Below are 19699 nucleotides of genomic sequence, written 5' to 3'. Positions count from 1 at the left end.
TGCGCTAGACTATTGTCGACGACAAGGAGCCAGCCGGCGTGCAGCATGTGAGGACAAGCGGACCGGGAGATCAGGTGGCGGCGCTCGACGTTGCCGCCGTCAGCCACTCCTATGGTTCGAAGCGGGCGCTCAACGACGTCTCGTTCTCGATCGCGCCGGCGACGTTCACCGTCCTTCTCGGTCTCAACGGCGCCGGCAAGACGACCCTGTTCTCGCTGATCAGCCATCTCTACGACACCCGTCGCGGATCGATCCGCATCTTCGGCCATGACGTCAGCCGCGCCTCGGGCGAGGCGCTCAGGCGTGTCGGCATCGTGTTCCAGGCGCGCACGCTCGACCTCGATCTCAGCGTTCACCAGAACCTCTCCTACCACGCCGCGCTGCATGGCATCGGCGGACACGAGGCCCGGCAGCGCATCGCCGCGTTGCTCGATATCGTCGACATGCCAGGTCGGCAGCATGACAAGGCGCGCAGCCTTTCCGGCGGCCAGATGCGGCGCATCGAGATCGCCAGGGCGCTGCTCCACCGCCCATCGCTGCTGCTGCTCGACGAGGCGACGGTCGGTCTCGACATCCAGTCGCGCGCCGGCATTCTCGCCACCATCCGCAAGCTCGTCGAAACCGAGGGCATCGGCGTGCTGTGGGCGACGCATCTGATCGACGAGGTCGACGACGGCGACCATGTCGTCGTGCTGCGGCAGGGCGAACTGGTCGCCAAGGGCAAGGTGGCCGATGTCGTCAGGACGAGCGGCGCCGGCTCGATCCGCGACGCCTTTTCCAGGCTCAGCCGCATCGAGGCGGCCGGCACCGCGGAGCTATCGCCATGAGCGCCCCGGCAATGCCTGAAAAAGTCGCCGGCATCATCCCTGTGAAGTTCGAGAAATTCGGCCTGCGCCACTATCTCATTTGCCTCAAGGGCGTCGTCCTGCGCGAGTGCCTGCGCTTCCTGCACCAGCGCGAGCGCTTCATTTCCTCACTGGTTCGGCCGCTCATCTGGCTGTTCATCTTTGCCGCCGGATTCCGGCAGGTGCTCGGCGTGTCGATCATCCCGCCCTACAAGACCTACGTGCTCTACGAGGTCTACATCACGCCGGGGCTGTGCGGCATGATCCTGCTGTTCTCAGGCATGCAGTCTTCGCTGTCGATGGTTTATGACCGCGAGATGGGCAACATGCGCACGCTTTTGGTCAGCCCCTTCCCGCGCTGGTTCCTGCTGGTGTCGAAGATGCTCGCCGGGGTCTCGGTATCGATCGCGCAGGTCTACGCGTTCCTGATCGTGGCCTGGTTCTGGGGCGTCAAGGCGCCGCCGATCGGCTATCTCATGGTGCTGCCGGCGCTGTTCCTGTCGGGCATGATGCTTTGCGCGCTCGGCATACTTTTGTCGTCGATGATCAAGCAGCTCGAAAATTTCGCCGGCATCATGAACTTCGTCATCTTTCCCGGCTATTTCGCCTCGCCGGCGCTCTATCCGTTGTGGCGCATCCAGGAAGCGAGTCCGCTGCTGCACAAGATCTGCCTCGCCAATCCGTTCACCTATGCCGTCGAACTGATCCGCTTCGCCTTCTACGGCCAGATTGAGTGGCTGTCGCTGGGCGTCGTTGCCGGCTGCACCGTTCTGTTCCTTGCCGCCGCCATCATCGCCTACGACCCTTCGCGCGGCCTGGTGACCCGCAAACAAGACACCGGAGGAAATGGCTGATGGCACGAATGAGCCTCGTTCGCAGCCTGGCTGTGGTTGCCATGCTGACGCCGAGCGTGAACGCCAGGGCGGCGAACACCGATCCGGACTGGCCCTGCATACAGCGCAAGGTGCCGCAGCTCTCGCTCGGCCAGATCTGGAACGGTCCGGAGCTTCCGCCAGCGGCGAAGGACTTTTCGAAGGACCCTGCCGTCTCCGCTCTGGTCGAGGAGGTGGCAGCCCGGCGGATGCCGATTGCCGAAGCCCAGAAGAAGATCAAGGATTTCGGCGCCTCGCTGCCGGCCGAGCAGCTGGCGCCGAAAATGGCGATGCTGGTGCAAGGCATGTTCGATCACATGGACGCCGAGCGTTCGCACGTGATCTCAGGCATTTCCCGGTACGCCCGCAAGCAGCTCGAAATGGCCGCCGCCTTGCGCAAGGCAGCCTCCGACGTCGATGCGTTGCGGGCAAAGCCGGATGCAGACCCCGACGACATCGAACGGCGAACCGAACAGCTGAAATTCGCAACGCGAATTTTCAATGAACGCGTCCAATCATTGACTTATGTCTGTGAAGTGCCGACGATCATCGAGCAGCGACTTTATCAATTGTCCAAGGCCGTCTCGGAAACGCTCGCCGCGAAGAAGTAGAACCTCTATCTGCGTAGCGGATCTCACGTTCCCCGGCCGGGCAGCATGCGCCAGCGCTGCACGAAATAACCGGGATGCGTCTCGATCCACTGGGCGACCAGCGGCTGCGCCTGCATGAAGGCGGTCCCGGGGTTCATCGCCAGACCGTCCACAATCTGTTCGCGTTTTTCACAGGTCTGCGGCACATCCGTCATGCAGACCATCATAACCAGCGTGTAAAGCATTACCCCTTGTCCCCATCGAATCCCGAACCCCATGCCCGGGAGTTTCAGTGATACCGACCAGTCTGCAGGGGTCGCACATACAGGGTTTGAAAGGACGTGGCCCCCGCTCTTTCGCACTGCAACATAACATGTCGCTTATCTAACGCCAACAACCGCCGGGCGTTCTCCAAAGCAAATTGCGTCAGGTTTGGGCTGCCTCAATGTGGCGCCGACGTTTCCAGGGCCGATGATTCCGATTTTCACGGAGTCGTCGGTATCGTCAGGCCGGCAGCCCGTTCTGCTTACGCAGGCTCTTGTCGAATGCGGATGCGGGGACGAAACGGCGCAGGAGACTGACCTGGCGGGCCATTTTTCCCGCCGCATAGCGCCTCTTCGGAGCGCGATCGGTCGCAGCCGCCAAAACCGTCTTGGCTACCACTTCGGGTGAATCGCCTTTTTCCATTGCTCTCCGCACGACTGCTTTCATGCCAACGCGCGCAGCGTCATAGATATCAAGCAACTGATCCGGCTTGGCGAGATTATCCTCGAAGGATGTGCGGGTATAGGCGGGTTCGACCAAGGCAACGCGAATCCCGAACGGGCGCAGTTCATGGTCGAGTGATTCGGAATAGCCTTCGATGGCATGTTTGGTCGACGCATAAAGCGCGAAATAGGGAGCTGGAATGAACCCCTGCACCGAACTCAGATTGACGATTCTACCCTTGCCTTGACGGCGCATTATCGGCAGGACCGCGTTGGTCACGCGAAGCACGCCGAAGACGTTCACATCGAACAGTGCCTGAGCCTGGGCCATGGAGGACTCTTCCGCGCCACCAAACAAACCCATGCCGGCATTGTTGACGAGCAGGTCGATGCGCCCGGTCTCGGCCAGCACGTCATCGACCAGTTTCGCCACGGACGCGTCATCGGTCACGTCACAGGCCAGCATGGTCAGGCCGTCGGAGTTTTCGGCTGCGCGACGGCTGGTGCCGAACACGCGGTATCCGGCGCTTTGCAAAGCTATGGCCGTCGCGCGCCCGATGCCGGAAGACGCCCCCGTCACCACGGCGACGCCAGGATTGGTTTTGTTCATGGAGATCATCTCTTTCTCTGGGGTTGGACTGATTTGGATTGGCATGGAAGAAGCGCGAAAGGTCGGAGTCAGGCGATCTCGTCCGTCCAGCGCCGGAATAGCGCGCTGGCGTTGACGCCGCCAAAGCCGAAGCCGTTTGATATCGCGTAGTCCATTGCCATCGGCCGGGCCTGGTTGGCGACGAAGTCGATGCCGTCGCCGGCTGGATCCGGCGCGCCCAGATTGAGGGTTGGCGGCGCCACCTGATCCCTGAGCGCCAGGATTGCGAAGATGGCTCCAAGCCCGCCGGCGGCTCCGAGCAGATGCCCGGTCGCCGATTTCGTTGCGCTGACGGCGATGGTGGAATCTGCGCCGAAGAGTGTTTTGATCGCCGCGATTTCGCCGAGATCACCGATCGGCGTGGAGGTCGCGTGCGCATTGAGGTGGCGAACCTCACGCGGCGAAATGCCGGCTTGGGCAATCGCGATCTGCATGGCTCGGCGCGCCCCGTCGCCATCCTCGGGACCGGAGGTGACGTGATGCGCATCCGCCGTCGTGCCGTAGCCGACGAGCTCGGCGAGCGGTTTCGCGCCGCGCGCCAGCGCGTGGCTCAGTTCCTCGATGACCAGCACGCCGGCTCCTTCGCCCATGACGAAGCCGTCCCGCGACACGTCGAAGGGCCGTGACGCCTGAGCCGGCGCCCAGTTGAAGCCGGTTGAAAGAGAGCGTGCGGCAGCAAAACCACCGAGACTGACGATGTTCATGCAGGCTTCGGTGCCGCCGCACACGGCGATATCGGCTTCGTTGGCGCGGATGAGACGAGCAGCATCGCCAATCGCCTGGGTGCCTGCCGCGTACGCCGTCACCGGCGCGCCGAGCGGCCCCTTGAAGCCATGGCGGATCGAGATGTGGCCCGCCGCGAGGTTCACCAGGAAGGACGGCACCGTAAACGGCGACAGGCGGCGGACACCGCGCTGGTCGACCGTGCGCACCGCCTCCGTTATGGCGGGGAACCCGCCGATGCCGGAGGCGATGATCGTGGCCGTGCCCAGGCGATCCGCTTCCGAGACCGGCGCCCATCCTGCTTGCGCGAGAGCCTCTTGTGCAGCGGCGAGCCCGAATATGATGAATCGGTCTACCTTGCGCTGGTCTTTTGGCGCCAGGACGGCATCCGGACCGAAACCAGCATCCGGATCGTCTTCCAGCGAGGGAACCACCCCGCCGATCTTGGCCGGCAGGTCTGCCACCATATCGTCCGGAAGCCTGCGGATGCCCGAGCGACCGGCCACGAGCCGCGACCACGATGCCTCGACATCGGCAGCAAGGGGCGTGACCGCTCCCATGCCTGTGACAACGATCCGTCGCATCTATTTTCCTATCGATTTGGCTGCGCCGCCAGCGCTGCGCACGCCGTTCAAGCGGCGGCTGCTTCGCGAACCTGTTCGGTCGCCGCGTCCAGAAAGGCCTGGGCGAGGTCCGGGTCGTTGACAACGCGCGATAGGGTCAGCGCACCGACCATCGTCGAGAGAATGGCCATGGCCTTTCTGTCGGGCTCCTCACCCTTGGCCTCGGCAATGAAACGGCTGAGGACTTCGAGATGCTCCTTGATCCCGGCTTCGAACGACGCTTTCACGTCGCTGCCCTGCCTGGCGGCATCCGAACCGAGCGCGACAATCGGGCAGCCGTCCATCTTTTCTCCGCGATGGTCCATACTGAGGTAGAATGCGATCACCGCGCCAAGCGGATCCTCGGATTTTGCCGCAGTCGCGGCCGACCACCGCAGCGTGGCGCTCTCCATCGCCCGCCTCGACGCCTGCACCGCCAGATCGTTCTTGGAGGCGAACTGCTTGTAGAACGCGCCCTGGGTCAGACCGGCAGCCTCCATCAGGTCTTTGAGGCCGATGCCGTCAAAGCCGCGCTCCCGAAAAAGCCGGCTTGCCACATTGATCACGGTTTCGCGGTTTTCCGCCGCCTGAACGCGACTCACACGCATCGTCGACCTCCTTAATTAGCTTGCGTTCGACATCTATAGCAGATATAGAATTCGAACGCAATCTAATTTGGCTGCGCACGGTGCCCAGGATCACGCATCGAAGTTTGGAGGAGAGGTCAAATGCTATACAGTTATATCGTCGAGAAATCGATCCGGCAGAGCTTCGACCACGTCAACAACCATCGCTGGGATGAGGCGGTGAAGGCACTCGTGCCGCATGTCTATCACCGCGTTTCCGGCGACCACGCGCTCGGTGGTGAGCGCCACGACAAGCAAGCGGTGCGCCGCTGGTTTGAGCGCCTCGGCCGTGTCCTGCCCAATCTCCATCTCACGGTGAACCACGTCTGGGTGACGGGCTGGCCGTGGCATACGACCGTATTTGCCCAGTGGGACGGCACCGCGACGCTGCTCAACGGCGACGCCTCCTACGTCAACAGCGGTCTCCACGTATTCACCCTGCGCTGGGGAAAAGTCTATGCACTTGAGGAATTCTATGATTCCCAAGCAGCAGCCCGCGGTCTCGCCGCCCAGGCGGCATCGGGTCTCGAAGAAGCTGTCGCCGAACCAATTGTTGGCTAGCAGAAGCGCAGTCAGCGGCCCGCAGCGTAACCGCGGGTACGCTAGCCCGTGGCCATGCCGGGCATCGCCCGCAGACGGCCCCATCAGCATGCTCTTGGTGCAATTGCGTCAGACGAATGGCCGTTTCCAACTTTAGTGGCGACCACCATTTTTCGAAGTCGGCGCCGCCCCTCATTGCCCTGCCGTGTCCAGCCGATAGATAGGTAACAGTTTGAACCGGATACATAGGTTACAGTTTTCCCCCCTTCTCCTGCGCAGTGGTGTCCGCCGCAGCGCCGGCTGGTCGGGGTTGCAAGGCGCTGCGGCGGACCAGGCGCATTCGCTTGAGATCGATGTGGCCGAGCGGGTGGGCGTAGAAGCGTAAGGCCCATTCGCCGGTTTCGGTTTCTTCGACGGCGACCGGCTCGCCGGCAAGCGAGGCCGAGACATAGATCTCGCCGCCCTGCCACTTGATCGCGCCATTGTTGCGCACGCGCCTGACTGCGGCCTCGGCCGGATAGTCGGGCTCGGGCACGTTGGCCGGCATTTGCCGCTCGCTACCGCGGTAGTATTCGGCCGGCGTGTCCATGCCGAGCGCCTCATGCGGACGCTCCTCATTGTACTCGCGACGGAAGGCGTCGAAAGCCTGGCTCTGCGCCTGTCTGTCGATCTCAGGCGCCTTGGCCAGCGGCAACATGGTCAGGTGAAAGCGCTCGTGGCAGCCGTTCTGCTGAGGCTTGCCGGGCGCGATCCGCTCCAGCGCGATGCCGAGCTTGATGAAGCGCACCGCAAGCGGCGTCAGCCCGGTGACGCCGGCCGACGCGAAGGGTGAACCATTGTCGCTTCTGAACCGATCCGGCAGACCATGCTCCTCAAACAGCCGTTCGAACACCGGCCAGGCCTCCTCATCTGCCGTCGAACCCGTCGCTTCGAGCGCCAACAGGTAGCGGCTCCACGCATCCAGCACTGTCAACGGTTCGCAGCGCCACCCGTCACGGGTCCGGAACCAGCCCTTGTGGTCGCCCGTCCACACCGCATTCGGCCTTTGCGCATCTGGCCAGGGGCCGTTGCCCACAGCTCTCCAGCGCCCCCGCCGCCGGCCGACAAGGCCGTGGCGCTTCAGAATCTCGCCGGCCGTCGAGATCGCCGGCCACGGGTGCGACGGCGCCTCACGCTTGAGCCGCCCGATGATCTTCTTGGGCCCCCATGCCGGATGCGCCTCCTTCAGCGCAACGATCCGCTCAACCAGATCGGCAGCGGTCGCGCGGCCGTGATTGAGCGGCGCTCGCGGCAGATCATGCAAACCTTCCGGGCCGAACTCCCGGTAACGACCAAGCCACTTGTAGCCGATCTTGCGCGATATCCCGTACCGCTCGCAAACAGCCGTCATCGTCTCCTCTCCCGAAAGGCAATCCACTATAAACCTCAACCGCTCGTCCATGATGTCAGTCTCTCGCCAAACCATCGCCGGTACCTCCCGGCGGACAAGAAAACTGTCACCTATGCAATCGGTCTACTCTGTTACCTATCTATCCGGTTCGGACAGCCGGGCATTTCTCCCCGTATAGTGACGGGGAGAAAGAAGCCGGCCGCAGTCTCGGCGCCCTTCTTGCAACGCCGGCGATTGGCGAAACCGGCGACGACAGCGCCCCTCTCCCCGTCACTATACGGGAAGAGGATGCCGGCAGGCAGGTGAGGGGCAGCGCCAATGCCCGCAAAAGCGTGATGCCGCGAATTCAGGCCAACTTTAGAGTGTTCCGCTTGCCCAAGGTCATCCCGCTCTGATCTGCGGATAGCAAGCCGCCCTCGCCGTTTCGCGGTTTTCTGCAGCACCTCCCACGCATCATCAATTTTTTCATTTTTTAGATTGCATTCGTAATCTAACTCAGTTATAGAGTTCGAACGCAATCTAACAAGAAGGAGATACGAGATGATCCGCAACACCCTGAGCGCCTCGGTTTTGGCCGCCCTGTTTCTTGCCGCCCCGGCGTTTGCCGATGAAGCCACCATAGGACGCCCGATCGAAGCCGGCAGCCTGCACGAGGGACACCTCGACATGGTCGTCTATTACGTCCCGGCCGAGCGCGACCTCCTGGAGGTCACCGCCACCTTCGCGCCGAAGACCGGCGGCGATCCGCAGCGCGTCGTCATGGGGCTCGCCGACGGCGACTCGGTGGCCTTTTCGATGCCGGGCCACCGCGGCCCGCTCTACGCGTTCTCGCGGTCCGGCGAGAAGGTGACGGTGTCGTCCGAGACCGGCATGCGCGCCGACGCCAATGCACCGATCCGCCTTGCAGACGGCAGCCTGCGTGCTGCTGGGCTCGCGTCCGCCGGGCCGATGTAAAGGTCAAACGCAATCTTTCTTGGGAGGCGACGAACGTGAAAAAGAGACCCGCTGTTGTGCTGGGGGGCGTGCTGATCGCGATGTCAGGAGCGGCGGCATTCGCCACACTTGCCATTCCTACGCAGCGAGCCTCCGCCGTAGACGACCCGAGGCAGGAACCGCCGATCGTCAGACTGGTGACCGCGGCACCTGTGACCGCATCAGAACGCAGCTTCACAGGCATCATCGGAGCGAAGGTTGAGAGCAATCTCGGTTTTCGCGTCGCCGGCAAGATCGTGCAGCGGCTTGTGAATGTCGGTGAACGGGTCAAGGCGGGCCAACCGCTGCTGCGGATCGACGACACCGATCTGGCCCTTGCGCTCACCGCCAAGCGCAACGCCGTTGCTGCGGCACGCGCCGTCCTGGTGCAGGCGAGTGCGGACGAAAAGCGCTATGCCGTTCTTGTCCAGAAGGAACTGGCCGCAACCCCGCAGCGTTACGAGCAGGCGAAGGCCACGCTGGATACCGCAACGGCACAGCTTGCCGCCGCTGAAGCCGAAGCACGGGTCGCCGAGAACGAGGCGACTTACGCGGTCCTGGTGGCGGACGCGGATGGAACGGTGGTCGAAACGCTTGGCGAGCCGGGGCAGGTCGTCCCCTCCGGCCAGACAGTGGTTCGGATCGCTGACGCCAGCCCGCGCGAAGCGGTGGTCGCGCTACCCGAAACAATCCGGCCGGCGCTCGGCTCGGCGGCCGAGGCCAGCGTGTATGGGGGCAATGGCCGTCGCTATACGGCACATCTCCGGCAACTGTCGGATTCCGCCGACGCCCAGACCCGTACCTATGAGGCGCGCTACGTGCTCGACGGAGAGGCTGCGGCAGCACTGCTTGGCGCGACGGTGACCATTCGGCTTGCAAGCCAGGCACACCAGCCTGAAGTCCAGGTGCCGCTGGGAGCCGTGCTCGATGACGGCGAGAAGACCGGCGTCTGGGTCTTGGACCGCGCCACTTCGACCGTGCGCTTTCGGCCGGTCAAGCTTGTTCGGGTGAGCAGCGAAAACGCCGTGATCTCCGGACTGAACTCCGACGATCCTATCGTTTCGCTCGGCGCTCATCTCCTGCAGGAAGGCGCTCACGTCAGGACTGCGTCCCAAAGCGAGGGCAACTGACGATGAACCTCAATCTTTCCGCGATCGCCGTCCGCGAACGGGCGGTCACCCTGTTCTTCATCCTCCTGCTGGTGGCCGCCGGCGCCTACGCTTTCGTCATGCTCGGGCGGGCAGAGGACCCCAACTTCACCATCAAGACGCTGACGGTCACGACGGCATGGCCGGGTGCCACGGCGCGCGAGATGCAGGACCTCGTCGCCGAACCGTTGGAAAAGCGCCTTCAGGAGTTGACCTGGTACGACCGGGTGGAGACGACCACTCGGCCGGGTTATGCGTATATGACAGTTACGCTGAAGGACAGCACACCGCCATCCGTCGTGCAGGAGGAGTTCTACCAGGCCCGCAAGAAGCTCGGGGATGAAGCCCGCAACCTGCCGTCGGGCGTCTTCGGCCCCTTCGTCAACGACGAATATTCCGACGTGAGCTTCGCCCTCTATGCGCTGAAGGCCAAGGGCATGCCGATGCGTGAGCTGGCCAGGCAGGCCGAGGCGATCCGCCAGGACCTCCTGCACGTCCCCGGCGTCAAGAAGATCAACATCCTCGGTGAGCGTCCCGAACAGATATTCGTCGAGTTCTCCTATGCCAGACTGGCGACCCTCGGCGTGTCGGCACAGGACATCGTCGGCGCCCTGCAGCGGCAGAACACCGTCACACCGGCGGGCTCGATCGACACCCATGGGCCGCAAATCTTCATCCGGGTCGACGGCGCTTACGACAGTGTCCAGGCGATTGCCGAGACGCCGATCGTCGCTTCGGGGCGAACACTGAAACTCTCCGACGTCGCCGAGGTCCGCCGCGGCTATGAAGACCCTGCCAAATACCTCATCCGACGCCAGGGCGAGCCGACGATCATGCTCGCGGCGGTGATGCAGGAGGGCTGGGACGGTCTCGCGCTCGGCAAGGCGCTGGAGGACAGGACTGCGGCCATCGCCCAGACACTGCCGCTCGGGATGACCCTCGACAAGGTGACCGATCAGGCCGTCAACATCACCTCGGCGGTCGACGAGTTCATGATGAAATTCGCGATGGCGCTTGGCGTGGTGCTGCTGGTCAGCCTGCTCAGTCTGGGCTGGCGCGTCGGCATCGTCGTGGCGGCGGCCGTCCCGCTGACGCTTGCCGTCGTCTTCCTCATCATGCTGGAAACCGGCCGGTTCTTCGATCGCATCACGCTCGGCGCCCTCATCCTGGCGCTCGGTCTTCTCGTCGACGACGCCATCATCGCCATCGAGGTCATGGTGGTGAAGATGGAGGAGGGCATGGACCGCATCAAGGCGGCGGCCTATGCGTGGAGCCACACCGCGGCGCCGATGCTGTCGGGTACACTCGTGACCGTCGCCGGCTTCCTGCCGGTGGGCTTTGCGCGCTCGACGGCCGGCGAATACGCCGGCAACATCTTCTGGGTGGTGGGGTTTGCCCTTATCGTCTCCTGGATCGTCGCTGTGGTCTTCACGCCCTATCTCGGCGTCAAGATGCTGCCCGAGATCAAGCCGGTCGAAGGCGGCACCCATGCGATCTACGACACGCCGAACTATCGGCGCCTGCGACGGCTCATCACCTTTGCCGTGCGCCATAAGTTCGCAACCTCCGGCATCGTCGCCATCGCCTTCGCGCTTTCCGTTGTCGGCATGGGCTCCCTCAAACAGCAGTTCTTCCCGACATCCGACCGCCCCGAAGTGCTGGTGGAGGTTCGCCTGCCGGAAGGCGCCAGCATCGAGACGACGACCGCCACGGTAGAGAAGCTGGAACACTGGCTCCACGACCAGCCCGAAGCCAAGATCGTCACCAGCTATGTCGGTCAGGGCGCACCCCGCTTCTTCTTCGCGATGGCGCCGGAACTGCCGGATCCCGCCTTCGCCAAGATCGTCGTGCTGACGCCGGACGCCGAGGCGCGCGAAGTGTTGAAGCACCGGCTCAGAGAGGCGGTGTCACAGGGCCTTGCGCCTGAGGCCAATATCCGCGTCACGCAGCTCGTGTTCGGACCCTACACGCCGTTCCCGGTCGAGTTCCGTGTCATGGGACCCGATCCCGCGCAACTCTATAGCATTTCAGAAAAGGCCCTCGACATCATGCGGGGCGTCCCTGACGTGCGGCAGGCCAGCCGCGACTGGGGCAATCGCACGCCCGTGCTCCGTTTCGTCCCCGATCAGGATCGACTGAACCTCATCGGCCTGTCGCCGGCAGAGGTCGGCCAGCAGCTCCAGTTCCTCCTCACCGGCATTCCCGTCACGCAGGTCCGCGAGGACATCCGCAATGTCCCCATCGTGGCACGCAGCGCCGGCGAAGAGCGGCTGGATCCGGCGCGGCTGGCGGATTTCTCGCTGATGAGCAGGGACGGCCGGCAGATTCCGCTCGACCAGATCGGCCATTCGGAAATCCGCCTGGAAGAGCCGATCCTGAAGCGCCGCGATCGCACGCCCGTCGTCACGATCCGCTCGGATATCAACGAGGCGACGCAGCCTCCGGAGGTTTCCAAGCAGATCATGACGGCCCTTCAGCCGCTGATCGCATCCCTTCCGGCCGGCTATCGCATCGAACTGGGCGGATCGATCGAGGAGGCTGAAAAGGCCAACACCGCGCTGGGCAAGGTCTTTCCGGCCATGATCGCCGCCATGCTGATCGTCATCATGCTGCAGGTGCGATCGTTCTCGACGATGGCCATGGTCATGCTGACGGCGCCGCTTGGCCTTGTCGGCGTGGTGCCGATGCTGCTCACCTTCAACCAGCCCTTCGGGTTCAACGCCATTCTCGGCCTGATAGGACTGGCCGGCATACTGATGCGCAACACGCTGATCCTGACCGAACAGATCAAGGAGAACCGCGCCGCCGGCCTTGACGACTATCACGCGCTCATCGAGGCCACGGTGCAACGCACCAGGCCCGTGATCCTGACGGCCCTCGCCGCCGTGCTGGCCTTCATCCCGCTCACGCACTCCGTCTTCTGGGGATCGATGGCTTATACGCTGATCGGCGGCACGGCGGTCGGTACGGCGCTGATCCTGCTCTTCCTTCCCGCGCTCTACGCCGCGTGGTTCCGGATCAAGCCGACTGCTGACGAGGTCTGTGAGGGCGCGGCGGAGGAACTGGAAATGCACACGGCAATTGCTGCTGAATAGGGCCCTGTTGTCGAGCAGGCGGATCAGATTTCGCCGCTGGCTTTGCCTGAACATACGCAGGGCCAGTCGCACGACCTTACCGCTTGCAAATGATCGTTCCGGGCGAGCCCGGCAGATCCATCATCAGTTCTGGAGACATCCATGAATCATCCGGTCGGAACGCGAACGGATCCCGACGAGGTGCGCGCTCGCATCCTCGAGGTGGCGGAGGAGCATTTTCGCCGCATCGGCTACCATAAGACGTCGATAGCCGACATCGCCTCCGAACTCGGCATGAGCCGGGCGAACGTCTACCGTTTCTTTTCCTCCAGGGAGGCAATCAACGAGTCCATCTGCAGGCTGGTCGTGAACGAGGTCGCGGACATCGCCGTTGCGATCGCACGCACCAACGTCCCGGCCTTGGAGAAACTCGACCGGCTCCTAACCGCCGTTCACCGGCACAACAAGACGAAATTGATCAAGGAAAGAAGCATGCACGACTTGATCGTCGCCGCCATGCGCGGGAATCGGGCGGTCATCAAGGCGCATGTCGAGCGAATGTTGAGAATCCTTGAGGCGATCATTCGCGAGGGGACCGAGGCGGGCGAACTCAAGGTCGAGGACCCGGCAGAAGCGGCGCGTGCGGTCAATACCGCGTTCACGCCGTTCTTCCACCCGATTCTGATCGAGCACTGCGTTCAACACGGCGAAGACACCGAAGCGGGCCTGCGCACGCAGATTCGCTTTGTCCTGAAAGCTCTCGGCACATCGAACTAGGCGGCCTGGGAAGGCGGCTGCCAGCGGCGTTCCGTCCTCAATTCAGACGCGACCTCTAGTGTCCGGTCCTTCGTGTGGATAGAGCTTGCCAAACAGCGGCAGGTACATCGCGCCCTTGCGCATCAGGAAATCGTGGAACGTCGCCATCGCCGGCGAGATCGCGTGATCGCTGCGCATCACCGAAAACCATTGCCGGCGGATCGGCATGCCGACGACGTCGAGGATGACCAGCCGGCCGGCTTCGGTTTCGGCGGCGATGGTGTGGGCGGAGATGAAGGCGATGCCGAGCCCGGCCATCACCGCCTGCTTGATCGTCTCGTTCGAGCCCATCTCGACGCCGAGGTCGTCGATGCGGCCGGGCACGTCGCTCAAAAATATTTCCAGCGAGATGCGCGTGCCGGAACCGGGCTCGCGGATGAGGAAATGCTCTTCGGCGATCCGCTCCTTGGATATCTCGCGCACTGAGGCCAGCTTATGGTCGGGCGGCGCGATGATAACCAGCGGGTGATCGCCGAACACCGAGGCACGCACCGGAACTTCCCTCGCCGGGCGTCCCATCAGCGCGATGTCGATGTCGTGGTTCTTCAGACTGTTGATGGTTTCGGCGCGGTTGCCGATGGCGAGTCGCATATCGATGTCGGGATGTTCCTTCATGAAGCCGGCCATCAGCCGCGGCGCGAAATATTTAGCGGTGGAAACGACCCCCAGCCGCAAGCTGCCGATACGCACGCCCTTGATCGCATCCATCTTGTCTTCGAGCAGGCGAAGCCGCTCCTCGATCGCCTGCGCCGTCTCGACGAAGGCCAGACCTGCGGCAGTCGGACGCATGCCGTCCGACGTCCGGTCGAACAATGCCAACTGGAACTCCTCCTCGACCTGCCGCAACTGAATCGTCACCGCTGGAGGAGACAAGCCTAACACCTTGGCCGCGCTAACAATTTTTCCATGGCTAATGATGGCCTGAACGGTCTTGAATTGCTTGAGCGTGAGGTTTCTCATAGGCCATACTAAATTTTTTTTAGCACAAAAGTAAAGTTATTGAATTTTACTTATCTCGCGCCGTTTGTTCTCATTCCCCAATCCGGCCGGAGTTTGCGGCTGGATCGGGAGGTTACGATGCCAGCGGCAACGCTCGACGCATTTCTGAATTCCTATCTCGGCCCGCCCGACGAACTGCGTTCCGCGGTCGTCGCCACCGTTCGCCAGCTGACGCTGGCCGCCACCAAGGTCCGCAACACCATCAATCAGGGGGTGCTCGGCACTGCCTTTCCCAGGACCCGCAGCGCCAATGCCGACGGCGACATCCAGAAGGATCTCGACATCTTCGCCGACGACATCTTCCTCGATGCCATGCGCCACGCTCCGGTCGCGCTCTACGCCTCCGAGGAACTGGAGCAGCCGGTCCTGCTCGACAGCCAGGCGCCTCTCGCCATCGCCATCGACCCGCTCGACGGCTCTTCCAACATCGACACCAACGTGTCGATCGGAACGATCTTCTCGCTCCTCCCTGCAGCTGGCCTCCCTGCAACTGGCGCGCCGGACGAAAATCCGGCCGCCGTTTTTTTGCAGGCAGGTGCGAACCAGCTGGGCGCCGGTTTCTTCATCTACGAGCCGCAGCTGGCGCTGGTTCTGTCGCTCGGCAGCGGCACGCATGTCTTCGTTCTCTCGACCAGGCTCGGCACCTTCGTCCAGGCCTACGAGAGCCGGATCATCCCGCAGCGTACCCAGGAGTTCGCCATCAACGCCGCCAACTACCGGCATTGGGACGAGGCGGTGCGGCTTTACATCGACGACTGCCTCGAAGGCACTGAAGGCCCACGCGGAAAGGACTTCAACATGCGCTGGATCGCCTCCCTCGTCGCCGACTGCTACCGCATATTGATGCGCGGCGGCGTATTCCTGTACCCAGGCGACAAGCGCAAGGGTTACCGCCAGGGACGGCTGCGCCTCGTCTATGAGGCCAACCCGATCGCCTATCTCATCGAACAGGCAGGCGGCGCCGCCACCGACACGATCACCCGCATCCTCGAAATCGAACCCGAGAGCCTGCACCAGCGCGTGCCCGTGGTGTTCGGATCGGCGCGCGAAGTCGCACGCATCACCCGCTACCACATCGAACCCAGCGCGATCGGCGAGCGTGCGCCGCTGTTCAGCCGCCGCGGCCTGTTCAGGGCCTGAACATCATGTCGGCAAAGCACCCCATCATCACCATCACCGGGTCGTCAGGCGCCGGCACCACCTCGGTCAAGCGCATCTTCGAGCTGATCTTCCGGCGCGAGAACATCGACGCCGCCTTCATCGAAGGCGACGCTTTCCATCGCTACGACCGCGCCACGATGAAGGTCAAGGTGGCCGAGCAGGAGAAGGCCGGCAATCCGAACTTCACTCATTTCCATGCCGAGGCCAACGAGCTCGCAATCCTCGAAGAGGTGTTTGAGGAATATGGCCGCCGCGGAACCGGAAAGACCCGCACCTACATCCATGACGAGGACGAGGAGAAGCAGTACGGCACGCCGCCGGGACAATTTACCGAATGGCGCGAATTCCCTCCGAGCGACCTGCTGTTCTACGAGGGCCTGCATGGCTGCGTCGTCACCGATAAGATCAACCTGGCCAGGCACGCCGACCTCAAGATCGGCGTGGTGCCGGTCATAAATCTCGAATGGATCCAGAAGATCCATCGCGACCGGGCAACCCGCGGCTATTCCACCGAGGCGGTGATGGACGTCATCCTGCGCCGCATGCCGGACTATGTCCGTTACATCGTCCCGCAATTCTCGCAGACCGCCATCAACTTCCAGCGCGTGCCGATCGTCGACACGTCCAACCCGTTCATCGCGCGCTGGATTCCGACGCCCGACGAATCGATGCTGGTCATCCGCTTCGCCAATCCGCGCGGCATCGATTTCCCCTACCTGCTTTCGATGATCCACGACTCGTTCATGTCGCGGCCGAATTCCATAGTGGTTCCAGGCAACAAGCTCGATCTCGCCATGCAGCTGATCCTGACGCCGCTCATCCTGCAATTGATCGAACGCAAGAACCGTGTGTCGTGAGGAGGACGCCATGAACAGCCAAGCAGCAGCAGCCCTGAAGCCCGTCGCCGCCGTCTCGGAGCGCGACATGGCGAACGCCATTCGCGCGCTGGCAATGGACAGCGTCCAAAAGGCCAATTCCGGTCACCCGGGCATGCCGATGGGCATGGCCGACGTCGCCACGGTGCTGTTCAGCCGCTTCATCAACATCGATCCGTCGGCGCCCAACTGGCCCGATCGCGACCGCTTCGTGCTTTCGGCCGGGCACGGCTCGATGCTGCAATATGCGCTGCACTACCTGCTCGGCTACGAAGACATGCCGATCGAGCAATTGCAGCGGTTTCGCCAGCTGGGCAGCCGCACCGCCGGACATCCCGAATATGGCCATGCGCTTGGCATCGAGACGACGACCGGCCCGCTTGGACAAGGCATCTCGACCGCCGTCGGCATGGCGCTGGCCGAGCGCATGCTTGCTTCCCGCCATGGCGCCGATCTCGTCGATCATTTCACCTACGCCATCGCCGGCGACGGCTGCCTGCAGGAAGGCATCAGCCACGAGGCGATCGACCTTGCCGGTCACCTGAAGCTCGCCCGGCTGATCGTCTTCTGGGACGACAATGCGATCTCGATCGACGGACCGACTTCGCTGTCGACATCGATGGACCAGCCGGCCCGGTTCGAAGCCGCCGGATGGCATGTCCAGTCGGTGGACGGCCACGATACCGAAGCCGTCGCTGCGGCAATCGAAGCGGCGCAGCAGTCGGACCGGCCGTCGCTGATCGCCTGCCGCACGGTGATCGGCAAGGGCGCGCCCAATCTGGGCGGCTCGGAAAAGACGCATGGCGCGCCGCTGGGCGATGCCGAGATCGCCGCGACGCGTGAAAACATCGGCTGGGCCTGCGCGCCGTTCGAGGTGCCGGACGACATCCTGTTCGCCTGGCGCGAAATTGCCGAGCGCGGGCAAGCGGCGCGGCACGCCTGGGAGCAGCGGCTTGCCGCCTCACCGCAGCGCGAGACCTTCGAGCGTGCGGTCGCCGGCACCCTGCCCGACGCTGTCTTCGAAGCGCTCGACGCTTTCCGCAGGGAGCATGTCGAAAAGGCGACCAAGGTCGCAACGCGAAAAGCCTCCGAAATGGCGCTCGCTGCGATCAACGCCGCAACCGAGCTGACCGTCGGCGGCTCCGCCGATCTGACGCATTCGAACCTGACGATCACCAAGGGCATGGATCGCATAACGCCTGGTGCCTATGCCGGCCGCTACATCCATTACGGCATCCGCGAGCATGGCATGGCCGCGGCCATGAACGGCATCGCGCTGCATGGCGGCTTCGTGCCTTATGGCGGCACCTTCCTGTGCTTCGCCGACTATGCCCGCGGCGCGATGCGGCTCTCGGCGCTGATGGGCCAGCGCGTCATCTATGTGATGACCCATGATTCCATCGGCCTCGGCGAGGACGGCCCGACCCACCAGCCGATCGAGCACCTGGCGATGCTGCGGGCGACGCCGAACCTCAACGTCTTCCGGCCGGCCGACATCATCGAAACGGCGGAGTGCTGGGAACTGGCGCTGAAGAGCAAGAACCGGCCGAGCGTGCTGGTGCTCTCGCGGCAGAACCTGCCGATGCTGCGCCAAGCATATAGCGACGAGAACCGGTCGAGCCGGGGCGCTTACATCCTGCGCGAGCCAGCCGGGCACCGCGCCGTGACGCTGATCGCCACCGGCTCGGAGGTCGAGATCGCCGTTGCCGCCGCCGAGCGGCTCGAGGCCGAGCACGGCATCGCCGCCGCGGTCGTCTCGATGCCATGCTGGGAGCTGTTCGAGGAACAGGATGCCGACACCCGCAAGACCGTTCTCGGCTCGGCGCCGCGCATCGCCGTCGAAGCTGCAGCACGGCTCGGCTGGGACCGCTGGATCGGCGACACCGGCGCTTTCGTCGGCATGGCCGGTTTCGGCGCCAGCGCCCCTGCCCCGGATCTCTACCGGCATTTCGACATCACGCCCGAAGCCGTCGCCGCAGCGGCGCTGAAGCTCATCATCTAGGAAGGACCCCAAAATGGCCCGCATCACCCTTCGCCAGCTTCTCGACCATGCCGCCGAGCACGGCTACGGCGTTCCGGCATTCAACATCAACAACATGGAACAGGGCCTTGCCATCATGGAGGCGGCCAGGGCCTGCGACGCGCCGGTCATCATCCAGGCCTCGTGCGGCGCCCGCTCCTATGCCAACGACATCATGCTGGCCAAGATGATGGAGGCGTTGACTGAAATGCATCCGGCCATTCCGCTCTGCATCCATCAGGACCACGGCAACAACGAAGCCACCTGCCTTTCGGCGATCCGCCACGGCTTCACCTCGGTGATGATGGACGGCTCATTGATGGCGGACGCCAAGACGCCGGCGAGCTACGACTACAACGTCGCCATCACCGAACGTGTCGCACGCATGGCGCATTGGGTCGGCGCTTCCGTCGAAGGCGAGCTCGGCGTGCTCGGCTCGCTGGAAACCGGCCAGGGCGAGGCCGAGGACGGCCACGGCGCCGAAGGCGCGCTTTCGCACGACCAGCTTTTGACCGATCCCGATCAGGCGGTCGACTTCGTCACCGCCACCCAGGTCGACGCGCTGGCGATCGCCTGCGGCACCTCGCACGGCGCCTACAAGTTCAGCCGCAAGCCCGACGGCGGCATCCTCGCCATGCAGGTGATCGAAGCGATCCACGAAAAGCTGCCCAACACGCATCTGGTCATGCATGGCTCTTCCTCGGTGCCGCAGGAACTGCAGGACGTCATCAACAGATATGGCGGCGAGATGCCCCAGACCTTTGGCGTTCCGGTCGAGGAGATCGAGCGCGGCATCCGCTACGGCGTGCGCAAGGTCAACATCGACACCGACTGCCGCATGGCCATGGCCGGGCAGTTCCGCCGCGTCGCGACGGAGGACCCGCGCGAATTCGATCCGCGCAAATTCCTGAAACCGGCCATGGACGCCCTGCGCGACCTGTGCCGCGACCGCTTCGAACGCTTCGGCACCGCCGGCAACGCCTCGAAGATCAAGGTTATCGCCATGGACGAGATGGCCAAACGTTACGCCGCGGGAAAACTCGACCCGCAAATCGCAACCGCGAAAGCCGCCTGAGCGGCGAACAGGAGA

The 19699-nt window shown here is 63.6% G+C and carries 18 protein-coding genes; 12 read left to right on the top strand and 6 right to left on the bottom strand.

The window, feature by feature from the left end:
* Positions 1 to 38 precede the first annotated feature (38 nt).
* From JG739_RS11695 to JG739_RS11685, 3 genes are read left to right on the top strand one after another with little or no spacing between them, the layout of a single operon-like run.
* Positions 39 to 827 (top strand): ATP-binding cassette domain-containing protein, encoded by a 789-nt coding sequence (locus JG739_RS11695; RefSeq protein WP_202366591.1) that lies wholly within the window; start codon positions 39 to 41, stop codon positions 825 to 827.
* A complete protein-coding gene (locus JG739_RS11690) occupies positions 824 to 1699 on the top strand; it encodes an ABC transporter permease (protein WP_446720549.1) in 876 nt (291 codons plus the stop codon). Before JG739_RS11695 ends, JG739_RS11690 begins: the two co-directional genes overlap by 4 nt.
* A complete protein-coding gene (locus JG739_RS11685) occupies positions 1699 to 2328 on the top strand; it encodes a hypothetical protein (protein ID WP_202366590.1) in 630 nt (209 codons plus the stop codon). The genes JG739_RS11690 and JG739_RS11685 overlap by 1 nt, the downstream gene beginning before the upstream one ends.
* A gap of 23 nt (positions 2329 to 2351) precedes the next feature.
* On the opposite strand, the gene JG739_RS11680 is transcribed toward JG739_RS11685, so the two are convergent.
* The 4 genes from JG739_RS11680 to JG739_RS11665 form a co-directional block, all read right to left on the bottom strand.
* Entirely contained in the window at positions 2352 to 2552 is a 201-nt protein-coding gene (locus tag JG739_RS11680) for a hypothetical protein (RefSeq protein WP_202366589.1), read from the bottom strand.
* Positions 2553 to 2811: 259 nt separating this feature from the next.
* Positions 2812 to 3624, bottom strand: a complete 813-nt coding sequence (locus JG739_RS11675) for an oxidoreductase (RefSeq protein ID WP_202366588.1) — start codon at positions 3622 to 3624, stop codon at positions 2812 to 2814.
* Between the two features lie 68 nt (positions 3625 to 3692).
* The gene (fabF, locus tag JG739_RS11670) at positions 3693 to 4970 is read right to left on the bottom strand and encodes a beta-ketoacyl-ACP synthase II (protein WP_202366587.1); all 1278 of its coding nucleotides are present in this window, start codon (positions 4968 to 4970) and stop codon (positions 3693 to 3695) included.
* A gap of 47 nt (positions 4971 to 5017) precedes the next feature.
* On the bottom strand, positions 5018 to 5596 hold the full coding sequence (locus JG739_RS11665) for a TetR/AcrR family transcriptional regulator (protein WP_202366586.1): 579 nt from the start codon (positions 5594 to 5596) through the stop codon (positions 5018 to 5020).
* 120 nt (positions 5597 to 5716) lie between these two features.
* Between JG739_RS11665 and JG739_RS11660 the strand changes: the two genes are divergently transcribed.
* On the top strand, positions 5717 to 6175 hold the full coding sequence (locus JG739_RS11660; protein ID WP_202366585.1) for a nuclear transport factor 2 family protein: 459 nt from the start codon (positions 5717 to 5719) through the stop codon (positions 6173 to 6175).
* A 229-nt stretch (positions 6176 to 6404) separates the two neighbouring features.
* On the opposite strand, the gene JG739_RS11655 is transcribed toward JG739_RS11660, so the two are convergent.
* Positions 6405 to 7619, bottom strand: a complete 1215-nt coding sequence (locus JG739_RS11655) for an integrase core domain-containing protein (RefSeq protein WP_202362542.1) — start codon at positions 7617 to 7619, stop codon at positions 6405 to 6407.
* Between the two features lie 465 nt (positions 7620 to 8084).
* Here JG739_RS11655 and JG739_RS11650 point away from each other — a divergent pair, with 465 nt between their 5' ends.
* The 4 genes from JG739_RS11650 to JG739_RS11635 all read left to right on the top strand — a co-directional run bounded on the left by JG739_RS11650 (position 8085) and on the right by JG739_RS11635 (position 13515).
* The gene (locus JG739_RS11650; RefSeq protein ID WP_202366584.1) at positions 8085 to 8498 is read left to right on the top strand and encodes a hypothetical protein; all 414 of its coding nucleotides are present in this window, start codon (positions 8085 to 8087) and stop codon (positions 8496 to 8498) included.
* A 35-nt stretch (positions 8499 to 8533) separates the two neighbouring features.
* A complete protein-coding gene (locus JG739_RS11645; RefSeq protein WP_202366583.1) occupies positions 8534 to 9646 on the top strand; it encodes an efflux RND transporter periplasmic adaptor subunit in 1113 nt (370 codons plus the stop codon).
* A 2-nt stretch (positions 9647 to 9648) separates the two neighbouring features.
* The gene (locus JG739_RS11640; RefSeq protein WP_202366582.1) at positions 9649 to 12759 is read left to right on the top strand and encodes an efflux RND transporter permease subunit; all 3111 of its coding nucleotides are present in this window, start codon (positions 9649 to 9651) and stop codon (positions 12757 to 12759) included.
* A gap of 180 nt (positions 12760 to 12939) precedes the next feature.
* The gene (locus JG739_RS11635; protein WP_446720548.1) at positions 12940 to 13515 is read left to right on the top strand and encodes a TetR/AcrR family transcriptional regulator; all 576 of its coding nucleotides are present in this window, start codon (positions 12940 to 12942) and stop codon (positions 13513 to 13515) included.
* A 42-nt stretch (positions 13516 to 13557) separates the two neighbouring features.
* Here the strand turns inward: JG739_RS11635 and JG739_RS11630 are convergent, their stop codons facing one another.
* On the bottom strand, positions 13558 to 14514 hold the full coding sequence (locus tag JG739_RS11630) for a LysR family transcriptional regulator (RefSeq protein WP_202366580.1): 957 nt from the start codon (positions 14512 to 14514) through the stop codon (positions 13558 to 13560).
* A gap of 117 nt (positions 14515 to 14631) precedes the next feature.
* Between JG739_RS11630 and JG739_RS11625 the strand changes: the two genes are divergently transcribed.
* The 4 genes from JG739_RS11625 to fba are packed head-to-tail and all read left to right on the top strand — an operon-like array spanning position 14632 to position 19684.
* A complete protein-coding gene (locus JG739_RS11625) occupies positions 14632 to 15693 on the top strand; it encodes a class 1 fructose-bisphosphatase (RefSeq protein ID WP_202366579.1) in 1062 nt (353 codons plus the stop codon).
* Between the two features lie 5 nt (positions 15694 to 15698).
* The gene (locus JG739_RS11620) at positions 15699 to 16571 is read left to right on the top strand and encodes a phosphoribulokinase (protein ID WP_202366578.1); all 873 of its coding nucleotides are present in this window, start codon (positions 15699 to 15701) and stop codon (positions 16569 to 16571) included.
* 10 nt (positions 16572 to 16581) lie between these two features.
* A complete protein-coding gene (tkt, locus tag JG739_RS11615; RefSeq protein WP_202366577.1) occupies positions 16582 to 18591 on the top strand; it encodes a transketolase in 2010 nt (669 codons plus the stop codon).
* Positions 18592 to 18604: 13 nt separating this feature from the next.
* Complete coding sequence (fba, locus tag JG739_RS11610; protein WP_202366576.1) at positions 18605 to 19684, top strand: class II fructose-bisphosphate aldolase; 1080 nt, start codon at positions 18605 to 18607, stop codon at positions 19682 to 19684.
* Positions 19685 to 19699 lie beyond the last annotated feature (15 nt).

It is taken from the genome of Mesorhizobium sp. L-2-11, from assembly GCF_016756595.1.
Classification (GTDB): domain Bacteria; phylum Pseudomonadota; class Alphaproteobacteria; order Rhizobiales; family Rhizobiaceae; genus Mesorhizobium.
The sequence above is the reverse complement of the archived record's forward strand: the minus strand, read 5'-3'. Positions and strand labels throughout refer to the sequence as shown.

Coding starts and splice junctions, on each gene's coding strand:
- JG739_RS11620 (WP_202366578.1), top strand. CDS start 15,699: ATGTCGGCAAAGCACCCCATCATCACCATCACCGGGTCGTCAGGCGCC.
- JG739_RS11650 (WP_202366584.1), top strand. CDS start 8,085: ATGATCCGCAACACCCTGAGCGCCTCGGTTTTGGCCGCCCTGTTTCTT.
- JG739_RS11660 (WP_202366585.1), top strand. CDS start 5,717: ATGCTATACAGTTATATCGTCGAGAAATCGATCCGGCAGAGCTTCGAC.
- JG739_RS11625 (WP_202366579.1), top strand. CDS start 14,632: ATGCCAGCGGCAACGCTCGACGCATTTCTGAATTCCTATCTCGGCCCG.
- fba (WP_202366576.1), top strand. CDS start 18,605: ATGGCCCGCATCACCCTTCGCCAGCTTCTCGACCATGCCGCCGAGCAC.
- JG739_RS11675 (WP_202366588.1), bottom strand. CDS start 3,624: ATGAACAAAACCAATCCTGGCGTCGCCGTGGTGACGGGGGCGTCTTCC.
- JG739_RS11680 (WP_202366589.1), bottom strand. CDS start 2,552: ATGCTTTACACGCTGGTTATGATGGTCTGCATGACGGATGTGCCGCAG.
- JG739_RS11665 (WP_202366586.1), bottom strand. CDS start 5,596: ATGCGTGTGAGTCGCGTTCAGGCGGCGGAAAACCGCGAAACCGTGATC.
- fabF (WP_202366587.1), bottom strand. CDS start 4,970: ATGCGACGGATCGTTGTCACAGGCATGGGAGCGGTCACGCCCCTTGCT.
- JG739_RS11655 (WP_202362542.1), bottom strand. CDS start 7,619: ATGGTTTGGCGAGAGACTGACATCATGGACGAGCGGTTGAGGTTTATA.
- JG739_RS11640 (WP_202366582.1), top strand. CDS start 9,649: ATGAACCTCAATCTTTCCGCGATCGCCGTCCGCGAACGGGCGGTCACC.
- JG739_RS11630 (WP_202366580.1), bottom strand. CDS start 14,514: ATGAGAAACCTCACGCTCAAGCAATTCAAGACCGTTCAGGCCATCATT.
- tkt (WP_202366577.1), top strand. CDS start 16,582: ATGAACAGCCAAGCAGCAGCAGCCCTGAAGCCCGTCGCCGCCGTCTCG.
- JG739_RS11685 (WP_202366590.1), top strand. CDS start 1,699: ATGGCACGAATGAGCCTCGTTCGCAGCCTGGCTGTGGTTGCCATGCTG.
- JG739_RS11690 (WP_446720549.1), top strand. CDS start 824: ATGAGCGCCCCGGCAATGCCTGAAAAAGTCGCCGGCATCATCCCTGTG.